Source organism: Microcystis sp. LE19-84.1B, from assembly GCF_027531875.1.
In the GTDB taxonomy this organism is placed as follows: Bacteria; Cyanobacteriota; Cyanobacteriia; order Cyanobacteriales; family Microcystaceae; genus Microcystis; species Microcystis panniformis.
In genome coordinates this window covers 1-19580 of sequence record NZ_JAPZSR010000196.1, presented here as the reverse complement: position 1 = coordinate 19580, position 19580 = coordinate 1, and the positions used below count along the sequence as shown (strand labels likewise).

Below are 19580 nucleotides of genomic sequence, written 5' to 3'. Positions count from 1 at the left end.
AGGCGGGGGGATCTACCCTTGATAAGGGGGGTGCCGATCCCCCCTTAATCCCCCCTTGATAAGGGGGGTGCCGATCCCCCCTTAATCCCCCCTTGATAAGGGGGGTGTCTAAAGGTTTTTAATATCCACCCACTTAGTATTAATTTCTTTCTCATCCCATTGACGCGATTTTTTAATTAACCCTATCCCTGTGAGGAGATTTTTACCCATGCGCGCTAAATTTTTACTTCCTTCCCTGTTTTGTTTAACCGGTTTAGTCTGGTTAAGTTCGTCTAATGCGATCGCCCAAAATTCACCCGCCACCAATCCTGCACCGGTAAAAACCCAACAATTGCAACTTGTCCCCTCTCCCGATACGGCGGTGGGATTTAATAATATCCCCGGTTTGTTTAACCGCGCTGTTAATAACAATACGGGTCGTTTCTACGACTATACCAACATTTTAGGACAGTTCAACTCTCTTTTTGGTTGGCGTACTTTTCCCCAAGGTTCCTATTTCGATAATCTGATTACCCGGGATGCCAAATTAACCGAAACTTTATACTATGATGTCATGCAACAGCAACAGTCTGGGCCTTTAATTCGCACCCAAGATTTACCCAATCCCTTCGATACTTCCCTACAGGAAAATCCCAGTTATTTAAGTCCAGGCGGATTTTAATCTACCAATTCAGACTTGAATTGGCTAAGTAGCTGGTTATAATTAAATTAAAAATGGATTTTAGGTTCGATCCCCCCTGCCCCCCTTGATAAGGGGGGTGTCTGACAACTTTTAACGCCTACCTACTTCACAATGTAATCGGTCGAGAATCTTCTTTGAAGGTTCCCGAACTGCGGCAAGATACCTTTTTAAGTTCAATCGAAGCTCCCTGAGAAGCTAAACTCTCACCCATTTGGCAATATCAAGGGTTTTGTCATAACGATAGCTCATGCCATCATTGGCAATAATCGTTTGACCTCGACTGGCTTTATTTTTGATGGTACTTAAGCTATAGTTGGTCAGTTTTTGCATTTCTTGATGGGTAAAATTGTCTTGATTGTTCATTTCAGAGACAATTTCTATCGTTTCATCAACGGTTTGCTCATTGTTGGTATGAGTTGCAATCGCTGTTGATGGATGATAGTCTGCCATGCTCATTAAACGCCAAGTAGAATCCTCGGAAAGTTCCAAAACCCTTTGATGATAGTTAAACAAACTTTCTCGATGTCCGACACTAATAAAGGTCTTGCCAGTTTGTTGTAACTGTTTATATAAATGATCTTCATTTTTTAAATCTAAAGCACTGGTGGCTTCATCTAAAATCACAAAATCTGGCTGATTAACGAATAGTCGCGCAAAGGCTAGACGCTGTTGTTCTCCTAAAGATAAAATATTTTCCCAATCCACTTCCTCATCAAAATTTTTGATGCGATTAAGAACATCTTGTAGGTTAACTTCTTGTAAGATTTCTTTTAATTGGGATTCACTCATCTCCGTTGTCGTTTGAGGATAAATTAGCTGTTCGCGCAAGTTTCCTAAAATGATGTAGGGACGTTGGGGTAAAAATAATAAATCGTCGAGGGGAGGTCGCATCAAATGACCTGTACCCGTATTCCATAACCCAGAAATAGCGCGTAAAAGAGAACTTTTTCCTCGACCACTTGGCCCAACAATTAATAAACCTTCCCCTGGTTCAACGGACAGGGATAAATGTTCAACAATCACTTTAGCAGCATCGGGAGTTTGTAAGGTGACATCCTCAAAAGTTAGATTGTTATCTTCAATGACTTGAATGGTATTAACTGGGTTGGTTTGTTCGCTTACATCCTCTAAAGCTTGGGAAAAATCTTCTAAACGTTCAATATAATTAATAAACTCACCGGAGCGTCCAAATTCATCGACTAACACGGATAAAGCTGTGGAAAAGAAATAGCAACAATAGCTGGCTTGATTAACTTGTCCAAATTCAATTCTACCACTAATATATAATGGGGAAACAATTAAGAAGGGGAAGATTTGAACAATGGATTCGTAGCCGCGGTTAAAAAATTCTTGGTTTCTTTCCCAATTAATTTTTTCAATGATAATTTTAATCACCTGATTGAACTTCCTTTGAATAATATTTAACTCTTTTTCTTCTCCTCTAAAAAATGCAATTGATTCAGCGTGAGTCCGAACATGAGTAATGGCGTATTTATAGGTTCCCTCTTTTTCTAATTGTTGTTTATTGACTTTATTTAATTGTTGAGTAATATAGGTAGCAAGAATATTTCCAATAATCGTATAAACCAGAAGCACTATAGAAATGGTTCTAGAAATTGACCAAAGGATGACAATAAAAACCAGCATCTCCATGAGTTTTTCGACGCAGGTTGTTAAAAAGTCCATCGTTGTTCTGGTGATGGGTTGAATTTCTTGGGATAAACGTTGATCTGGATTTTCAATATCTCTTTTAAAATTGATTTGATAATAAGCACGATTTTTAAAATATTTTTGCAAGATACTACTATTGATCCATTGATACCAATCCAGCGCAATTAGTTTTTTAAGAAACTTGGACAATCCTCCGAAAAACGTCATACTGCCTAGGGTAATCCCATAAATAATGACAAGATGAGTTAATTTTTCTGCATCCCTAGCTTCTGTGAAGGTAATTAAGTCTCTAAAAACAAAACTATTAAACGCATTAAGACCTACTAATCCCACTAATAATAAAAACAATAAAACGAGCATTCCCCAGGCACGAATAATCTGTGAAAAGGCTCTATCCTGGTGTTCTTTAGGATACCAATAAACTTGAATAAATCTTAAAAATTCTTGAAGAGATTGATTGAAAGTTCGGACATCTTCTTTGAGATTTATACTATCTGAGGTTTTTTCAGCAACATTCATAGGATTCTCCTTACTCTAAAATGAGGGACATTAGAACTTTGAATGTCTATCTCTTAAGTTAGACACTAATTCAGCATACCATAAAAATCTGCATTATTATCAGAAATTATATTATTACTATTTTCTGGATTTTCTACAGTTCAGGAATGAATACTAACCGAATTGAATCAGATTCATAATCGTTTGATAATTTTGGCAGGATTACCAGCAACAACAGTAAAAGGTTCTACATCTTTTGTTACAACAGAACCTGCTCCAATAATTGCTCCTTTCCCAATCGTAAACCCTTTAAGAATACCAACATTAAATCCAATCCAAACATGATCTTCTATCACCACGGGTGCAGATTTTACATCAACATCCTTAGCATCCTTAATCAGATTATTCAAAATGACTACTTCCACAAATTCTTTCTGTCTTAAAATGTAATTTAATGAATGAGCATCGGTATCATAAATATTGACATCATCGGAAATCATAACTTCGTTTCCAATTTTGATAGAATTAGCTGATCTAATTCGAGTTTTCTCACCAATATAACAATTTTTACCTATTTCTATTTTTCCACCATAAGGAAATATAGCTAATTCTCCGATAATTACTGTATTCTCTCCAATTTGAATTAGACTTTTATCCTCCCTATAGTTTATACACTTTCCGATAAATTTGACGGAACTGTGAAATGTAGCATTGTCGGAAAGTTTTTTATGTTTTTCGATCCGTTCTTGTTCTTCTAAAAATTTTGAAATTAATAAATATAATTGATGTTTTAAGTTAAACATAATATTTTCCTCGTGAAATTGATCACCTATTTTTGGGGAATGAGATAAGCTGGTAAAATTCAGATTAATGGCTGTAATTAAATCGACATTTATTATCTTAAAAACTCACTTTTAGTAAAATATTCAAAATAAGTTTTTAACAATTTTTGATCAATCGGGGGAAAATTAAAGGCCGTACCCTTTAACCCCATCACCGTATTTTGAGAATCCAACTCGGGGGAATAACCTGCGGATAAATTTTCATCGGAAAAAATATCTAACACCGGAGATAAAGCGTTATCTGTATTAATTTTACATTGTTCTGTTAAATGCGATCGCCATTTTTCAAAAGAAACCAACTGCAAGGGATAACCCATTTCCCGAACACAATCAAATAACTCACGATTTAAGGTTGGGTGAGAATTCAACAAATGAAATGCTTTCCCTAAAGAGCTTTCTTGACTGGCTAAATGTACAATTGCACCACTCACATAATCCACAGGAGTGAGGTCGTCTGTACTGTCACCAAAATCAGGAATCATTCCTAATTGAATACAGCCTTTAATCATACGACAAAACAAATCTTCTCTATTACAAATTCCGGTTTTACTATGTCCAATAATTCGAGATGCTCTAAAAATTGTAATCGGAAGTCCCCGCTTTCGAGCTTCCATGATTAATTTTTCGGCAACCCATTTACTTTGAGTATAACCAGCATTGAGTCCATGATTTATACCTAGAGGATCAGATTCTTGAATTAAGTTTCCTTGAGCATAACTGGGGGAAAAAACAGAAGTTGTTGAGACAAAATGAACAGGTTTAGTTTTAATTAAGCACGCTAATCTCAAGATTTCTGCTGTTCCTAAAACATTAGTGGGTTTCAGTATTGAATAGGGATAAATGGCATTAACCCAAGCTCCATTATGATAAATCACATCAATTTGATTGGCTAATTCCAGAAAATCAGGTTGACACATTCCTAAACGTTGTTGGGATAAATCACCAATGACAGGAATAATACGAGAGCTTTTCTGTTCATCCCATAATTGAAAGGTTTTTAATTTCTGGTAAATTTTCGCTTGAGCTTGTTCTAAACTTTTGTCTCGAATTAAACAATGAATATTAGCTTCTGTTTTATCCAACAATTCAGCTAATAAATGAATTCCTAGAAAACCCCTAGCTCCTGTTAGCAAAATATCAGCAGGTTTTTGAGGAAAGAAAGTCAGAATATTCGGCGGTTGAATGGAGGGGTCTAAGGTGATTTCAACTTGCCAATCTGGAATTTGATCACTCTCAATTTTATCAGATAAATTCAAGTCTAAATTAGAGGATAATCCTGCTACCGTCGGTTCTGAAAAAAGATAATTTAAAGGAATATTAATAGCTAATTGTTCTCGCAGTCGAGAAATCACTTGGGTAGCTTTTAAAGAATGACCACCTAAGTCAAAGAAATTATCGAAAATACTAATTTGCTTTAACCCTAAAACATTTTGCCAAATCTCAGCAACAATTTTTTCTGTAGCTGTCCGAGGTGCAATCACTGTTTTTTGATCCTGACTTGCGGTAGGTGCGGGTAAAGCGTTACGAGCAATTTTCCCACTACTCATTAAGGGCAATTCTTGAAGCTGTACAAAGAAAGCTGGAATCATATAATCTGGTAATTTTTGTTTGAGAAAACTTCGCACTTTTACAGGATCAATGGATTGGGATTTTGGAACAATATAAGCCACTAATTGTTTATTATTTGTTTGATATTCTCTAACAATTACCGCCGTCGCTCGGACATCTGGGTATTCAGTTAATACGGCTTCAATTTCGCCAATTTCAACACGAAATCCTCGAATTTTGACTTGATTATCAATGCGTCCTAAAAACTCTATATTTCCATCGGGTAAATAACGAGCTAAATCTCCAGTTTTATAGAAACGTTGATATTCTGATGAATTAAAAGCATGAGTAATAAACTTTTCACTGGTTAAATCATTGCGATTGAGATAACCTTTGGCCAAACCTAAACCTCCAATTAACAGTTCTCCCGGTATTCCAATCGGGACTTGTTGACAATAGCGATCACAAATATAAACCTGTGTATTTGTAATCGGTTTACCAATGGCAACAGAATGAATTTGAGCAATTTTATGACTCAAATTGGGATTAAAAACCGTGGTGGTTATCGTCGCTTCTGTCGGGCCATAAGCATTCAACCAAGTGATATCTTCTCGTTGACTATTTGATAGTATTTTTTGCCATAATATTAATCGCTCTGCTAATACCTCTTCACTTCCTGTAATCACTAAGCGTAGGGTTTCTGGTAAAGTTATTAAAGTTTGAGATAAATCTAATACCCATTCATGCCAATAAGTAGCCGGAAGATTAATGACCGTTAAACGATTGTGCTGAATAAATTGAGTAAAATCAGCTAAAGAAGGGAACATTAATGCAGGACGCATGACTAAAGTTGCACCCGTTAAAAAGGTTGGATAAATTTCTTCAGCAGCTACATCAAAGGTAAAAGAAGCAAATTGTAAAATTCGATCACGACTTGTTAAATCATAGGCTTTAATGATTCCTAAGCTGTGGTTGACTAAACTTTGATGTTCAATCATAACCCCTTTAGGAGTGCCTGTTGAACCAGAGGTATAAATAATATAAGCTAAATTATTTGGCTGAATAGGGTTAAATAAATTGTTTTGACTTTGACTAGCAATTGAGTTTTCTTCAGTATCCAGACAAACTACTTTTGCTTGATGATCACGGAATAAATTAATCAAGGTATTTTGAGTGATTAATACCGAGACTTGAGCATCATTTAAGATATAGTTTAAACGCTCTTGGGGATAATTGGTAGCTAGAATAAGATAAGTACCACCCACTTTAAGAATTGCCAATAAACTGATAATAATAAATACAGATTGTTCTAAACAAATACCCACTAATGATTCAACTTTAACCCCCTTAAATTGGAGATAATGAGCTAATTTATTGGCACGATTATTTAAGTCTTGATAGGTGATTTTTTCCCCGTCCCATTCTATTGCGATCCCATTTGGAGTTTTTAAAACTTGATGTTCAAATAATTCATGAATACAAACCTTGGGGTTCTCGTAAATATTAGTCTGATTCCATTGAGCTAATAACTTTTGTTCTGACAACGGTAAAATAGGTAATAATTCAATCGATTGTTCAGGATTAACTGCAATTCCTTCTAACAAGGTTTGAAAGTGGGTAATCATGCGTTCAATTGTGTCTTGATTAAACAACGCGCAATTATAATCAAAAGATCCGACTAAACCCTCCGCCGTTTCTTGCATGGCTAAGGTTAAATCAAATTGAGCAATTAAAGCATTCATCGTAACGGGAGTTAATTTTAAATCCGCCATCGAAAAATGATTAATGTGCAGCATATCTTCCCAAGAAAACATCACTTGAAATAAAGGACTATAACTTATATTTCGTTCAGGATTTACCACTTCCACCACCTTTTCTAAGGGTAAATCTTGATGTTCATAAGCTTCTAAAAATACTTGTTTAACTTGATTTAATAAAGCTTGAAATGAGAGATTTTCTTTAAACTGAGTCCGAATGGGTAAGGTATTAACAAAGCAACCAATTAAGGGTTCAATTTCAGGAAACTGTCGATTGCCACTGGGAATCCCAATCACAATATCTTCTTGACGGCTATAGCGATATAATAAAACATTAAACGCCGTTAACAGCGTCATATTCAAAGTAGCGGTTGACGTTTGGCTAATATTTTTCAGGTGTTGGCTTAATTCTGGACTTAGTTTAAATGTACAATTATTGCCTTTAAACGTTTGTATGAGAGGACGAGGATGATCAGTGGGAATTTCTAATAAGGGTGGAATTCCGGTTAATTGTTGTTGCCAATAATTAACTTCCTGGGTGAGTTTATCTCCTTGTAACTGTTGTCTTTGCCAAACGGCAAAATCACCATATTGAATAGGTAAATCGGGTAAAGGATTAGATTGTTTTTGTAAAAAAGCTTCATATAAACGAGAAAGTTCTTGTAGTAAAACTTTCATTGACCAGCCATCAAAAATAGAATGGTGTAAACTCAAAAATAAAAGATAAGAGTCAGCTTTTAATTTAACCAAAAAAGTCCGCATTAAAGGAGCTTGGGTTAAGTCAAAGGGAGTATAAATTTCTTGTTCGGTTAATCGCTCTAATTCTTGAGTTTGTTCCCTAGAAGATAAGGACTGTAAATCCACTAAAGGCAAATTTAACTGAATTTTCGGTTTAATAATTTGTCGGGGAATTTCGTCAACTTCTTGAAAACAAGTTCGCAACAATTCATGACGTTGCATAATAGTTTCTAAAGCTTTTCTAAAGATATCAATATCCAAATTCCCTTCAATTTGAAAGCGAAACGCCATATTATAGGTATAGCCGTTAGCTTCTAATTGGTACAAAAACCAAAGTCGTTCTTGAGAAAAAGAAAGCGGTACAAGTTGAGATGGATTCCTAGAAGGTATCGTATTTGTTTTTACACCGATTCCTTTTTTTTGTAGTAACAGCTTGAGTAATTTCTGTTTGTCTTGAGAGTTATGGTTCATTTTTGACATGGGTTAAATAGGATTAATTCAGTGAAGGTTGGTTTAATGGATATAAATCAACCTAAAAATTGTTTAATTATTGATGCTAAATAGCAGTATAACCTCCATCTACCATTAAAATTGCTCCAGTTACATAAGAGGAAGCTGCGGACGCTAAAAACACGACAGGGCCAATTAACTCTTCTAAATCTCCGGTTCGTTTCATGGGAATTCTAGTATATAATTCGTCCATTTCATCGGAAGTTGAACGTAAACCTTCTGTTCCTTCCATCATATTATTCATATACCCCGGTGCAAAAGCATTGACTCGAATTTTGTGACTAGCTAATTCGACCGCTAGGGATTTTACTAATTGATTGACACCACCTTTTGCGGCGCTATATGCTCCTGAAGATTTGGGAACAGCAACGAAAGCACAGATAGAAGAATTCATAATAATTGATCCCTTTGTTCCTTGTTTGATCATTTGTTTGGTTGCGAGTTGAGCGCAATTAAAATAACCTTTTAAGTCAACATTAATAACCTGATCCCATTCAAATTCCTCTAATTCATCAGTGTTTTTGAGAATTTCAACCCCTGCATTACAGACCATAATATCGAGTTGACCATAATGAGCAACCGCCTGGTTAATTAAATTCTGACAAGCTTGACGTTGACGAACATCGGTCTCAATTGCGATGGCCTCACCTCCTGCTTCTTGAAGCAGTTGAACCGTTTGTTCAGCACCAACTTGATTAATATCACCAATTACCACCTTAGCTCCAGCTTGTGCTAACCCTTGCGCTAATACCCGACCAATTCCTCGGGCAGCACCCGTGATAATTGCAACTTTACCTGTTAAATCAAAGAGATGATTTGTCATTTTTTTCCTTCAGTTTAAATCAATGTCCATTATAGAAAGATTAAGTCATTTAGGTTCAGCTTTGAGATAATAAAGCTTGAACTTCTTCTGGTGAAAGTTGAGAAATTTCTTGAACTGTTACGGCAATTTCATTTAGTAACCCTTCATTCCCCACTAATTCAATCATGACTTGAGTTAATTGGCTGATAGTTGAGTGATTAAAAAGTTGACGCACAGAAACTTCAATTTCTAAGGTTTGACGGATTTTACTAATCAGTTGAATCGCTTTTAAAGAATGCCCACCTAACAGAAAGAAATCGTCTTCAATCCCAACTCGTTCGACTTCTAAAATTTCTGCCCAAATTCCTGCTAAAACTTCTTCAATTGCAGTTCGAGGAGCGACATAATTTTGAGTTAACGATAAGGGTTTTTTATCGGGTATTGGTAAGACTTTTCGATTAACTTTACCATTAGGACTGAGTTGAAAAGATTCCATCATAACAAAAGCAGAGGGAATCATATAGTCGGGTAGCCAGTTTTCAAGAAAATGACGTAATTCAACTTGGTTTATGGTTTCACCTAGACGGGGAATAAAATAAGCGGCTAAATATTTTTCTCTAGCTGTTTCTCCCTGAACTGTAGCAACAGCTTGGGCAATTTGAGGATGTTGATTTAAAATAGTTTCTACTTCCCCTAATTCAATTCTATAACCTCTAACTTTGACCCCATCATCAATTCTTCCTAAATATTCAATGTCTCCATTAGGTAAATAACGAGCTAAATCTCCAGTTTTATACAACAATGAATTATCGCTAAAGGGATTAGGAATAAATTTTTCTTGGGTTAATTGGGGATTGTTAAAATAACCCCGCGCTAAACCGCCACCCGCAACATATAACTCGCCAGTGACTCCGATGGGTAAGGGTTGAAGATGGGAATTTAAAATATAAACTTGCACATTAATTGCGGGTTTACCAATGGGAATATACTTCGGCCAAAGGTCAGGATTATGGTCAAAGGTATAACTGGTAACGATATCTGCTTCTGTGGGTCCATAATAATTGTAAAGGGTACAATGTTCGAGTTTTTTGAATGCAGAAATCATCGTTGGAGTAATTTGTAATTGCTCTCCAGCTGAAATAATTTCACGCAAGTTAGCAAATAAGTAGGTTTCCTCACTATAGGTTTCAATTAATTGTTGTAACAAAGTAACGGGCAAAATCGCTTTATGAATGGGGTGATTTGCTAACAATTGACTTAATTTAGCCAGGTCTAAGCGAGAATCTTCTGGAACAATAAATAAGCTCCCCCCTAAACACAACGCGGCAAAGATTTCGTGATAGCTGACATCGAAATTAAAAGGAGCAAATTGTAAGAAATTCCTTTCGGATAACATTTTTACTTGATGATGCTCAATAATATTCGTTAAGGATTGATGCAGGATCATAATCCCTTTAGGTACACCCGTAGATCCTGAACTATAAATAATATAAGCCAAATCCTTTAAACTCACGGGGTTGCCGAGATTAGTCTTGGGTTCTAAGGCAATTTCTGACCCTTGTTTATCCAATAAAATCCGTTGAGAAATGGTTTCACTGTTTAAGAGTAATTGACAATCTTTTTGGGTTAAGAGGGTTTTCAGTTGGGTATCTTGCAGGATGTAAGAAAGTCTTTCTTGAGGATAGGTTGGGTCTAGGGGAACACAAACGCCGCCTACTTTTAACACTGCTAAAACGGCAATCACCATATTAACAGACCTTTCTAAACAAATCCCCACTAAAGATTGAGAACTCACCCCAATTTTTTGTAAATAATTAGCCAATTGATTAGCAGATTCATTCAGTTCTCGGTAGGTTAATTGTTGCTCTTGAAAAACAACGGCAATGGCTGAAGGAGTTTTGAGAGTTTGTTGCTCAAATAATTGATGAACGCACTGTTTTAGAGGCTTTTGGGGTGCAGTTTGATTCCATTCAATTAATAATAATTGATGTTCAGCTTCCGTTAATAAAGGTAAGTCTTGAATCCGACGATGGGGATTAATGGCGATTCCTTCTAATAAGGTTTTAAAATGACCTAACATCCGTTCAATGGTGTCATTTTCAAATCGTTCTTGAGGATAAATAATTTTAATACTTAAGGCTTCTCCAGGGGTGACAATCACCGTTAAGGGGTAATCAGCATTGCCATAATCTTGCATTTCACCGACTTGTAAACCGCCTAAATTCTCACTATCATTGTCGCTAAAGGGTAAATTTTCAAAGACAACAAAACTTTCAAAAACTGAATGAGGGGAGGGAATTTCACTCCATTTTTGAATATCAATTAGAGAACTATAACTATATTGCTCTCGTTCTAAATGCTCTTGTTGTAATTGTTGAAACCAAGTTAATAATTCAAGTTGAGGCTCAATTTGGATGCGAACGGGTAAGGTATTTAAAAACACCCCCACCATCGATTCAATCCCTGTAAAATTGGGCGGTCGTCCCGAAACTGTTGCCCCAAATACAATATCAGATTCACTACTATAATGATGTAATAATAAAGCCCAAGCTCCTTGAATTAGGGTAGAAAGAGTAAGGCGATATTCTTGGGCGAGTAATTTCAGACGACTGGTAGTTTCTGGAGAAAGTTTTGATTTTTGATCAAGATAATTTTTACTTTGAGTAACAAGAGGATTTAACGGTTTATCAACTACTAATGGGGTCGGAGAGGTAAAACCTTGAAGATTTTGTCGCCAAAAGCGTTCGGACTGAGTTTGATCTTGCTGTTGTACCCAATTAATATAGTCTTGGTAAGGGCGAGGTGTCGGTAAATTGACGGGTTGATGGTTGATGAGTCCAGCGTAAAACTCGAAAACTTCTTTCAACAGAATTGCTGTTGACCAACCATCTAATAAAATATGATGTCCAGTATTAATAAATTCATATTTTTGATCTTCGACTTGAATTAAATGACATCGAAGTAAGGGGATTTTATCTAATTCAAAATATTGCTCTTTATCAGAGGTTAATAATTTCTGAAATTTAGTTTCTTGTTCGGCGGGAGAATGCAATCGCCAATCATAATTAAACCAAGGCAAGGTGACATTTTTTCTAACTATTTGTAAAGGCTGTTTGGTTTTTTTCCAAGCAAAACAAGTCCGTAAAACACTATGTCTATCTACTACTTTTTGCCAAGCTTGTTGGAACGCATTAATATCTAAATTGCCTTGCAAGGTGATTTGAATTTGTGATAAATACGTCTTTGATTCTGGATTATATAAAGAATGAAATAGCATCCCCTGCTGCATGGTAGAAAGGGGATAAATGGATTCAATATCTTTTTTACTAACCTTAGATTGTTGAGGTGTGACCATTGTTTTTACCAATAGATTAAATAAAAATGTGCGTGAGTTTCTTGAATCAAACTTAGAACGAATTACCTTTAAGGCTCTTCTAGGTTCTGTGTGATAAGTTTAACTTACAATATGATCGATCGATCTTTGTGTCCTCTGTGTCTCTGTGGTTCCTTCCACCCCCTCGCTAGTAGGATTAATTTTATCCCAAATTTTGGCAACAATTTCTGTGTTTAAATTATGAACATGATACACCGCTTTTTCTGGAAAAGTTTTTTTAATAGCAAGATAAGGATTAGCAGAACCAACTTTACCCATTTGATAAACTAGGATCACCGAAGGTTGTTGAAGCTCCTGTTTAAATTTGCGTTGCAGCCTCCAAATATTAAAATTATTAATAATACTGGAAAAAATGAAAAAGTTAAGAGTATCTTTAGTCGGATAATAGGGAACAAATTTGTCTAACATTTGAGATTTAGATTGGCTATTCATGAACCTTGTGGTTGTGGATTTTTACTTGATGGATAAGTTTAAAATGCTGACGAGGATAAACCCCCATCGAGGGGAATAGTAATTCCCGTTATATAACTCGCACATTCTGAAGCTAAAAATACAACGAGATTAGCAAATTCTTCAGTCGTACCAATTCGATTCATGGGAATTGTTTTTAGAATTATTTCTCGGATTAAATCTGGGGTCGTTCCCTCCTTTTTGGCATAAATTTCTAAATATTCTCGATGTCTAGGGGTGTCAATAACGCCGGGGTTAACACTATTAATTAAAACATTATAGGGGGCGGTTTGTCTAGCTACTGATTTGGTAAAATTCATTAAAGCTGCATTGACAACACCCGATTTAACTAAACTAGGGGATGGCTCTTTTCCCGATGTGCCAATGATATTAACAATTCTTCCCCAATGTTGTTTTTTCATAATTGGTAATACTAAATTGGTTAAGCGAATATAACCGATTAATTTTCCTTGAAAAACGTTTAACCAATCTTCATCGGAAAGGTTTTCAATTAAATTTTCAGCAAAGTTAGCTCCTTCAGAATTATTGACTAAAATGTCAATTTTGCCGTATTGATTTAAAGAGTTCTGTATTAATTGTTCAGAATCTTGAGCTTGATGGACATCAGCCACTAAACGCAGAATTTGTTGGGCAGGATAAGCTTGAGCCAGAGATTGATAAGCTTGTTCTAAGCGTTGGGAATTGCGACCACAAATAATTAAGTGACAGCCTTCTTCTGCCAATTTTTCAGCAATGGTAAACCCAATTCCAGCACTACTTCCCGTAATCAAAGCCACTTTATCTTTTAATCCTAAATCCATAAACTTTCTCCTAGCATTTTGTGGTTAAACTTAAAATTCTAAAACAAACTAAATTAAAATTTTAATCAAATTAATATCTTGATTCGATGAATTATATCCCTTTTTTAAAACTTTTGAAGGAGCATAATAAATTTGACCATATTCTAAACACTGTTCTTCATTTTCTATGAAAATTTCTAATTTTCCATTCAAAATAAATCCGATTTCTTCTTGCTCACCTTGATGTGGGGGAATGGAATAACCAGAAGGTATTTTCATCATCACGATTTCAAACCAAGAACCCTTAACAGATTGACAAGGTAAATGAGTGATTTTATCTTGGTTGTTTGATAGGGTTAATACAACGTCTTCTGAAGGTAAAGAAGAGGTAATCCGTTTAAGATCAAATCCAATCATCGCTTCGGACAAGGGATTAACAAAACCATGAGAAACATTAGCATCGGCGACATGAATATCTTGTAAAGCTCTCAAGGGTTTAATCACATCTTTAATATACAGTTCCAGTTCTCCTGAGAGTACCATGCCAATTTGACTTTCAGGATGTTGGTGGGATTTAAGTTTAGCATTAGGAGCTACAACGGATAATTGAAAAATGGTATCTTGGCATTGAAAAACCTCTAATTCTACATGAGGATTGAGTTTAATAGGTTTGGGAATTGGGAAAAATTCAGACATGATTTTAGGGGACAGGTTCAAAATGAAATTGAGAGGTTAAATCTCAATTATTTTTATGTGATGAAGGCAACTATTTTGAGCGGATAGGGAGCTTTTTTAGGTATGCACAGGTAAATAAATATTTTGAATCATGGTGTTTTCCTTTTTGTGAAATAAAGACCAACTCATCTCAATTTTACCATATTGTGAAATAAATTCTAAATCATATTCTCGGAGGGCATTTTCATTGGTAATGGCTAAATCTGCCAACCCCTGTTGAACGTGAATAGCGGCAACACTGGTAGAATTAACCAATGTGATTTTAATATTGTTTTGATTCAAGTCGCCAGGTAATAAATAGGGAAGTAAAGGAAGAGGAGCGGGATGAGTAACCAGGGTACAATTTTCTAAAACGATTTCTTCATTTTTTCGCTTGGCTAATCCGTAAACGGGTGTGGGATAGGTGAAGATAAAACCTAGTTTAAAACTCGGTTCCATGTAGAAATCATTAATTCTTTCATAGGCATGGGGTACTAACGCCAAATCTATCTGATTGTCGAGTAAAGATTCTTTTAAATCTGTAAAGCTATCAAATAAATGACTATTAACCGAAATTTGTTGTAATTTCCATTGAGAAATTAGATAATTTAAGGTTTGTTCGCTGCTGGTTTCTTTGGGACCCAAAGTGCCAACGCTTAAAGTTTTGACATCAAGCTGGGGATAATACAATTCCATTGAAAACTTTAACATGGTTTTAAGGCTCCTGAATGTTTAAGGGCGGATAAATTAGGATTTCCGGTACAAAATAAAACAATTTCAAGTTCAGCAATTAAAAATTTTACTAACTCATCAACGGCGGCTTCTGATTCAATCGCTGCTACGAGAAACGGTCGAGCTAACCCTCCTAAATCGGCTCCTAGAGCGATAGATTTGGCAAGATCTAAGCCATTTTTTAAGCCTCCAGAAGCAATTAAAGGAATGGTTGAATTGAGGGACCGAATGGCGGTAATACATTCAGCCGTAGGCAAACCCCAATCGGCAAAAACTTGTCCGAGATGCCTTTGTCTGTTGTCTTTGGCTCTTTGACTTTCGACTTTAGCCCAGGATGTGCCACCGGCCCCCGCCACATCAATTGCGGCGACTCCGGCTTCAATTAATTGTTTGGCCATCGGCGCAGAGATGCCATTTCCGACTTCCTTGGCGATGACGGGAACGGGCAATTGAACGCAAATTTGCTGAATTTTAGCGAGTAACCCTTTAAAATTAGAATCGCCTTCCGATTGCACCCATTCTTGTAAAGGATTGAGATGCAAAATTAAGGCATCAGCTTCTAATAATTCCACCAATTTTAAACAGTCTTCTAAACCGCAGCCGTAATTTAACTGTACAGCCCCTAAATTCGCTAACAGGAGAATATCTGGCGCCAGAGAACGGACTGCAAAGGTCGGCGCTAATTCCGGTTGTTCGAGTGCAATGCGTTGAGAACCCACCCCCATCGCTAAACCATAACGTTGAGCGACCGTTGCCAATCGAGTATTGACTAAATGGGCTAATTCTGTTCCTCCGGTCATGGAAGAGATGAGAATTGGAGCTTTTAAAGATTTCCCCAAAAAGGTTGTCCCCAGTTCAATATCGCTGCGGTCAAGTTCAGGAAGACAACAATGGGTAAAACGATATTTTTCTAAACCGCTTGTAAGTTGTTGAAATTCTACATCTTCTTCGATACAAACTCGCAGATGTTCGCTTTTACGATTTTCAATTTCACTGGGAAGATTAGGAGGTGACATAGTTGTTATCAAGCATAAGGGGTAAACATTAAGTTGAGGTTAAAAATCGAGTTCTGAAAGCAGTTCATCTAGTTCTACCTGATTAAGATCCGCATCGGGAAAATCCGATGGAGTATAGCCTCCTTCTACCGATAAACAATGGTTAATCAGGCTTTCTAAAGAATCTCGATAGGCAGCGGCTAAATTTTTGATCGTTGTTTGGTGATGAAAATTCTCACTATATTGCCATTCTATATCAAGTTGCCCATCAACCACAATTCCATGAATCGCAATTAAATGGGAACGTTGTCCCAAAGGACTATGAATGGAACCACTGGATGCTTGAGATAATTTCCAGCCTATCTCGCCGATTTGATGGCTGGTAAATTGACCTAAATAATTAAAGCTAATTTGAGCTTTTGGATAGTTTTTTAACGGGGATTGAATTGTTAAATCTGAGTTGAGATAATATCCAATTCCATAATCAAATCCTCGATTCGGAATTGGTCTTAATTGCTCTTTAATGGACTTGAGACATTCGCCTGGATGGTGAAGATTTTCTAAGGTCAAAAATACGGGAAAAATACTGGTAAACCAACCCACAGTTCGAGATAAATTCACGGATTCAATTACATTCTCTCTTTCATGACCTTCCATGTCAAGCAAAAGCTTATAATTTCCTGTCCAACGACCAAAAGCTTGGACTAAAGCGGTCAACAGAATATCATTAATTTGGGTGTTATAAGCTTGCGGAACCTCCTGTAAGAGTAAGCGGGTTTGTTCTTCGTTTAAGGTGAAAGAAACCGTTTTGGCATGGGCAACAATGTTAGATTGTGTATCCCCCTGAATATCTACAGGAAGAGGAAAAACCGATGAAAAATCACGGTTTAGCCAATACTTGAATTGAGCGTAAAACTCTGGGGTTTTAGCATAGTTTTGCAGTTCCTCAGCCCAAGTTTTAAAAGAACTGGTTTTAGGAGGAAGTTGCAGAGGCTTTTGGTTTTCTAATTGCTGGTAAATCGTAACGAAATCTTCGAGGATAATCCGCCAAGAAATTCCATCTACTGCTAAATGATGAATGATAATTAATATTTTTCCACTCTCACCAAAGGCGAAGAAAACCACCGCCATTAAGGGTCCTTCCTCTAAGTTGAGTAACCGTTGTTGAACCTCAGAAATTTCTGCCATCTTGGTCAATTGTTCATGGTAAGATAGATGGGATAAATCCACCTTTTCAAAAGCAAAATTATTGCAATCATCGCTGTGATTTTGTTGCCATTGTTCCCCGTATTGAACAAACCGTAACCGCAGCGCGTCATGGTGATAGAGTATTTTAGAAATAGTTTGTTTTAATAAATCTGGTTGTAGATTATTGGGAACTTCTAACAAGATAGATTGATTAAAGTGATGACGTTCGGTCCAGTTTTGTTCAAAAAACCATTTTTGAATCGGAGTTAATGGGACTTCACCTGTAACTAATCCCTGGTCAATTTCAGTGATAGCAGTTGTCTGAGCTACGGTGGCTAATTGAGCGATAGTTTGATGACTAAATAATTGTTTAGGAGTAATTTGTAATCCGGCTTGATTAGCTTGAGCAATAATTTGAATGGCTAAGATAGAATCTCCTCCCAATTCAAAAAAGTTATCGTTAATACTAATAGTTTTAATTCCTAAAATCCTTTGCCAAATTTCAGCGAGAATGCGTTCTGTTTCTGTACCTGGAATGAAATTGATGGCGGCTTCATCCTCTAATTCTAGTGCAGGTTGTGGGAGAGCGCGACGATCAATTTTACCATTAGGAGTTAGGGGAAAAGCGTCCAACAAAACGAAGAAAGCAGGAACCATATATTGGGGTAACTTTTCTTGCAAAAATAGACGCAATTGAGAAACAGTTAAGTTTTGAGAGGCAATCACATAAGCACATAAACGCTTAACACCGGGTTGATCTTCTCTGGCAATAATAATCGCTTCTTTAACTTGGGGATGTTGATTGAGAATGGTTTCAATTTCCCCTAATTCGATTCTAAAACCTCTAATCTTAACTTGATTGTCAATGCGACCCACAAATTCAATTTGTCCGTCGTTTCTATAACGAACTAAATCACCGGTTTTGTAAAGGCGATCACTGAGTTTTTGACTAAAAGGATTAGCAATAAATTTAGAATCGGTTAACTCTGGACGGTTGAGATAGCCTCGTGCTAATCCAACGCTGGCAAGATGTAATTCCCCAGGAACACCAATAGGAACGGGTTGGAGATAGCGATCAAGAATATAGATTTTGGTGTTGGCGATCGGACGACCAATGGGCAGCATATCCATGTCTTCAAAGCATTGTGCAACTGTAGCACAGACAGTGGATTCCGTTGGCCCGTAAGCATTAAAAAAACGCCGTCCATTAGCCCATTGAATAACCAAAGAAGGAGGGCAGGGTTCTCCCGCAACAATGATATTCTGCAATGCTGGCAAGTTCTCACTGGACAGAGCGGCGAGTGCTGATGGCACAAGAGTCAAATGGGTAATCTCCTGCTCTTGTAACAGTTCCAGTAAAGGTTGTCCTGGTTGTAGTTCTTCCCGCGTTCCCAGATAAAGCCTTGCCCCCGCACAAAGAGCCATGACAATTTCCGAAATAGAAGCATCAAAGCTAATGGATGCAAACTGAAGGACACAACTATCTGGCTGCACGTTAAATAGCTTGATTTGTGCTTGGGATAGATTACACAATCCTCGATGAGCAACGAGAACTCCTTTCGGCTTTCCGGTTGAGCCAGAAGTGTAAATGACATAAGCTAAGTTCTCTGGTGTTAGGCTAGTGATAGGGGAACTTTTACTTTCGGTAGAGATTTCTTTCCAATCGGAATCTAAGCAAATTACTTGTGCTTGATGCTGTGGTAACGAGGTGACCAGTTTTTCCTGAGTCAATAGAACTGCTAGTTGCGAATCATCGAGCATATAAGCGATCCGCTCAGATGGATAAGTAGGGTCTATGGGAACATAAGCACCAGCTGCTTTCAGGATACCTAAAATCCCTACTATCATTTCAAGGGAAGGTTCGATACAGATGCCCACCAGTGTTTCTGGTTTTACCCCCAAGGTTTGTAAATAGTTTGCTAATTGGTTCGCCTTGCTGTTTAGTTCTTGGTAGGTTAGCTGTTCACTTTTAAAAATTATTGCTATGGCATCTGGTGTTTGTTCTACCCACGCTTCAAATAGTTGATGAATACATAGATTTTGAGGATAGTCTTGTTGAGTTTGATTCCAGTCTTCTAATAATTGCTGTTTTTCCGATTCAGTCAGTAACGGTAATTGCCCGACGGTTTGCTGAGGATTGGCTACAATTCCTTTTAATAAAGTTTGGAAATGACCCACCATGCGGGTGATTCTTTCAGGGGTAAATAGGTCGCTATCATATTCCCAAAAACCTTCTAAATAAGCTCCTTTTTCGGTTTC

The 19580-nt window shown here is 36.9% G+C and carries 12 protein-coding genes; 1 reads left to right on the top strand and 11 read right to left on the bottom strand.

Going from position 1 to position 19580, the window contains the following annotated elements; translation table 11 throughout:
* Window positions 1-208 precede the first annotated feature (208 nt).
* Window positions 209-661 carry a porin gene (locus O9324_RS11545; protein WP_288140257.1) on the top strand — a complete coding sequence of 151 codons (453 nt, stop codon included), beginning with the start codon at window positions 209-211 and terminating at the stop codon, window positions 659-661.
* A 216-nt stretch (window positions 662-877) separates the two neighbouring features.
* Here O9324_RS11545 and O9324_RS11540 read toward each other — a convergent pair whose 3' ends face one another.
* From O9324_RS11540 to O9324_RS11490, 11 genes are all read right to left on the bottom strand, one after another.
* Window positions 878-2872, bottom strand: a complete 1995-nt coding sequence (locus O9324_RS11540; RefSeq protein WP_288140256.1) for an ABC transporter ATP-binding protein/permease — start codon at window positions 2870-2872, stop codon at window positions 878-880.
* 173 nt (window positions 2873-3045) lie between these two features.
* Window positions 3046-3654, bottom strand: a complete 609-nt coding sequence (locus tag O9324_RS11535; RefSeq protein WP_288140255.1) for an acyltransferase — start codon at window positions 3652-3654, stop codon at window positions 3046-3048.
* Window positions 3655-3746: 92 nt separating this feature from the next.
* Window positions 3747-8216: a non-ribosomal peptide synthetase family protein gene (locus tag O9324_RS11530; RefSeq protein ID WP_353851709.1), complete on the bottom strand. Its 4470-nt coding sequence runs from the start codon at window positions 8214-8216 to the stop codon at window positions 3747-3749.
* Window positions 8217-8292: 76 nt separating this feature from the next.
* Entirely contained in the window at window positions 8293-9069 is a 777-nt protein-coding gene (locus O9324_RS11525) for an SDR family NAD(P)-dependent oxidoreductase (protein ID WP_002788508.1), read from the bottom strand.
* A gap of 55 nt (window positions 9070-9124) precedes the next feature.
* Entirely contained in the window at window positions 9125-12403 is a 3279-nt protein-coding gene (locus O9324_RS11520) for a non-ribosomal peptide synthetase (protein WP_288140253.1), read from the bottom strand.
* Between the two features lie 99 nt (window positions 12404-12502).
* Window positions 12503-12874 carry a capsular polysaccharide biosynthesis protein gene (locus O9324_RS11515; protein WP_288140252.1) on the bottom strand — a complete coding sequence of 124 codons (372 nt, stop codon included), beginning with the start codon at window positions 12872-12874 and terminating at the stop codon, window positions 12503-12505.
* A 38-nt stretch (window positions 12875-12912) separates the two neighbouring features.
* Window positions 12913-13713, bottom strand: coding sequence for an SDR family oxidoreductase (locus O9324_RS11510; protein ID WP_288140251.1), 801 nt, complete (start codon window positions 13711-13713; stop codon window positions 12913-12915).
* A gap of 48 nt (window positions 13714-13761) precedes the next feature.
* The gene (locus O9324_RS11505) at window positions 13762-14388 is read right to left on the bottom strand and encodes a cupin domain-containing protein (RefSeq protein ID WP_288140250.1); all 627 of its coding nucleotides are present in this window, start codon (window positions 14386-14388) and stop codon (window positions 13762-13764) included.
* 96 nt (window positions 14389-14484) lie between these two features.
* Window positions 14485-15117, bottom strand: coding sequence for a LysR family transcriptional regulator (locus O9324_RS11500; RefSeq protein WP_288140249.1), 633 nt, complete (start codon window positions 15115-15117; stop codon window positions 14485-14487).
* Window positions 15111-16154: a type 2 isopentenyl-diphosphate Delta-isomerase gene (fni, locus tag O9324_RS11495; protein WP_288140248.1), complete on the bottom strand. Its 1044-nt coding sequence runs from the start codon at window positions 16152-16154 to the stop codon at window positions 15111-15113. The genes O9324_RS11500 and fni overlap by 7 nt, the downstream gene beginning before the upstream one ends.
* A 39-nt stretch (window positions 16155-16193) precedes the next feature.
* Window positions 16194-19580: non-ribosomal peptide synthetase (locus tag O9324_RS11490; protein WP_288140247.1), on the bottom strand; the 3387-nt coding region annotated here is incomplete at its 5' end.

Excerpts from the sequence above, each read along its gene's own strand:
- O9324_RS11545 (WP_288140257.1), top strand. The coding sequence starts at position 209 with ATGCGCGCTAAATTTTTACTTCCTTCCCTGTTTTGTTTAACCGGTTTA.
- O9324_RS11540 (WP_288140256.1), bottom strand. The coding sequence starts at position 2,872 with ATGAATGTTGCTGAAAAAACCTCAGATAGTATAAATCTCAAAGAAGAT.
- O9324_RS11535 (WP_288140255.1), bottom strand. The coding sequence starts at position 3,654 with ATGTTTAACTTAAAACATCAATTATATTTATTAATTTCAAAATTTTTA.
- O9324_RS11530 (WP_353851709.1), bottom strand. The coding sequence starts at position 8,216 with ATGTCAAAAATGAACCATAACTCTCAAGACAAACAGAAATTACTCAAG.
- O9324_RS11525 (WP_002788508.1), bottom strand. The coding sequence starts at position 9,069 with ATGACAAATCATCTCTTTGATTTAACAGGTAAAGTTGCAATTATCACG.
- O9324_RS11520 (WP_288140253.1), bottom strand. The coding sequence starts at position 12,403 with ATGGTCACACCTCAACAATCTAAGGTTAGTAAAAAAGATATTGAATCC.
- O9324_RS11515 (WP_288140252.1), bottom strand. The coding sequence starts at position 12,874 with ATGAATAGCCAATCTAAATCTCAAATGTTAGACAAATTTGTTCCCTAT.
- O9324_RS11510 (WP_288140251.1), bottom strand. The coding sequence starts at position 13,713 with ATGGATTTAGGATTAAAAGATAAAGTGGCTTTGATTACGGGAAGTAGT.
- O9324_RS11505 (WP_288140250.1), bottom strand. The coding sequence starts at position 14,388 with ATGTCTGAATTTTTCCCAATTCCCAAACCTATTAAACTCAATCCTCAT.
- O9324_RS11500 (WP_288140249.1), bottom strand. The coding sequence starts at position 15,117 with ATGTTAAAGTTTTCAATGGAATTGTATTATCCCCAGCTTGATGTCAAA.
- fni (WP_288140248.1), bottom strand. The coding sequence starts at position 16,154 with ATGTCACCTCCTAATCTTCCCAGTGAAATTGAAAATCGTAAAAGCGAA.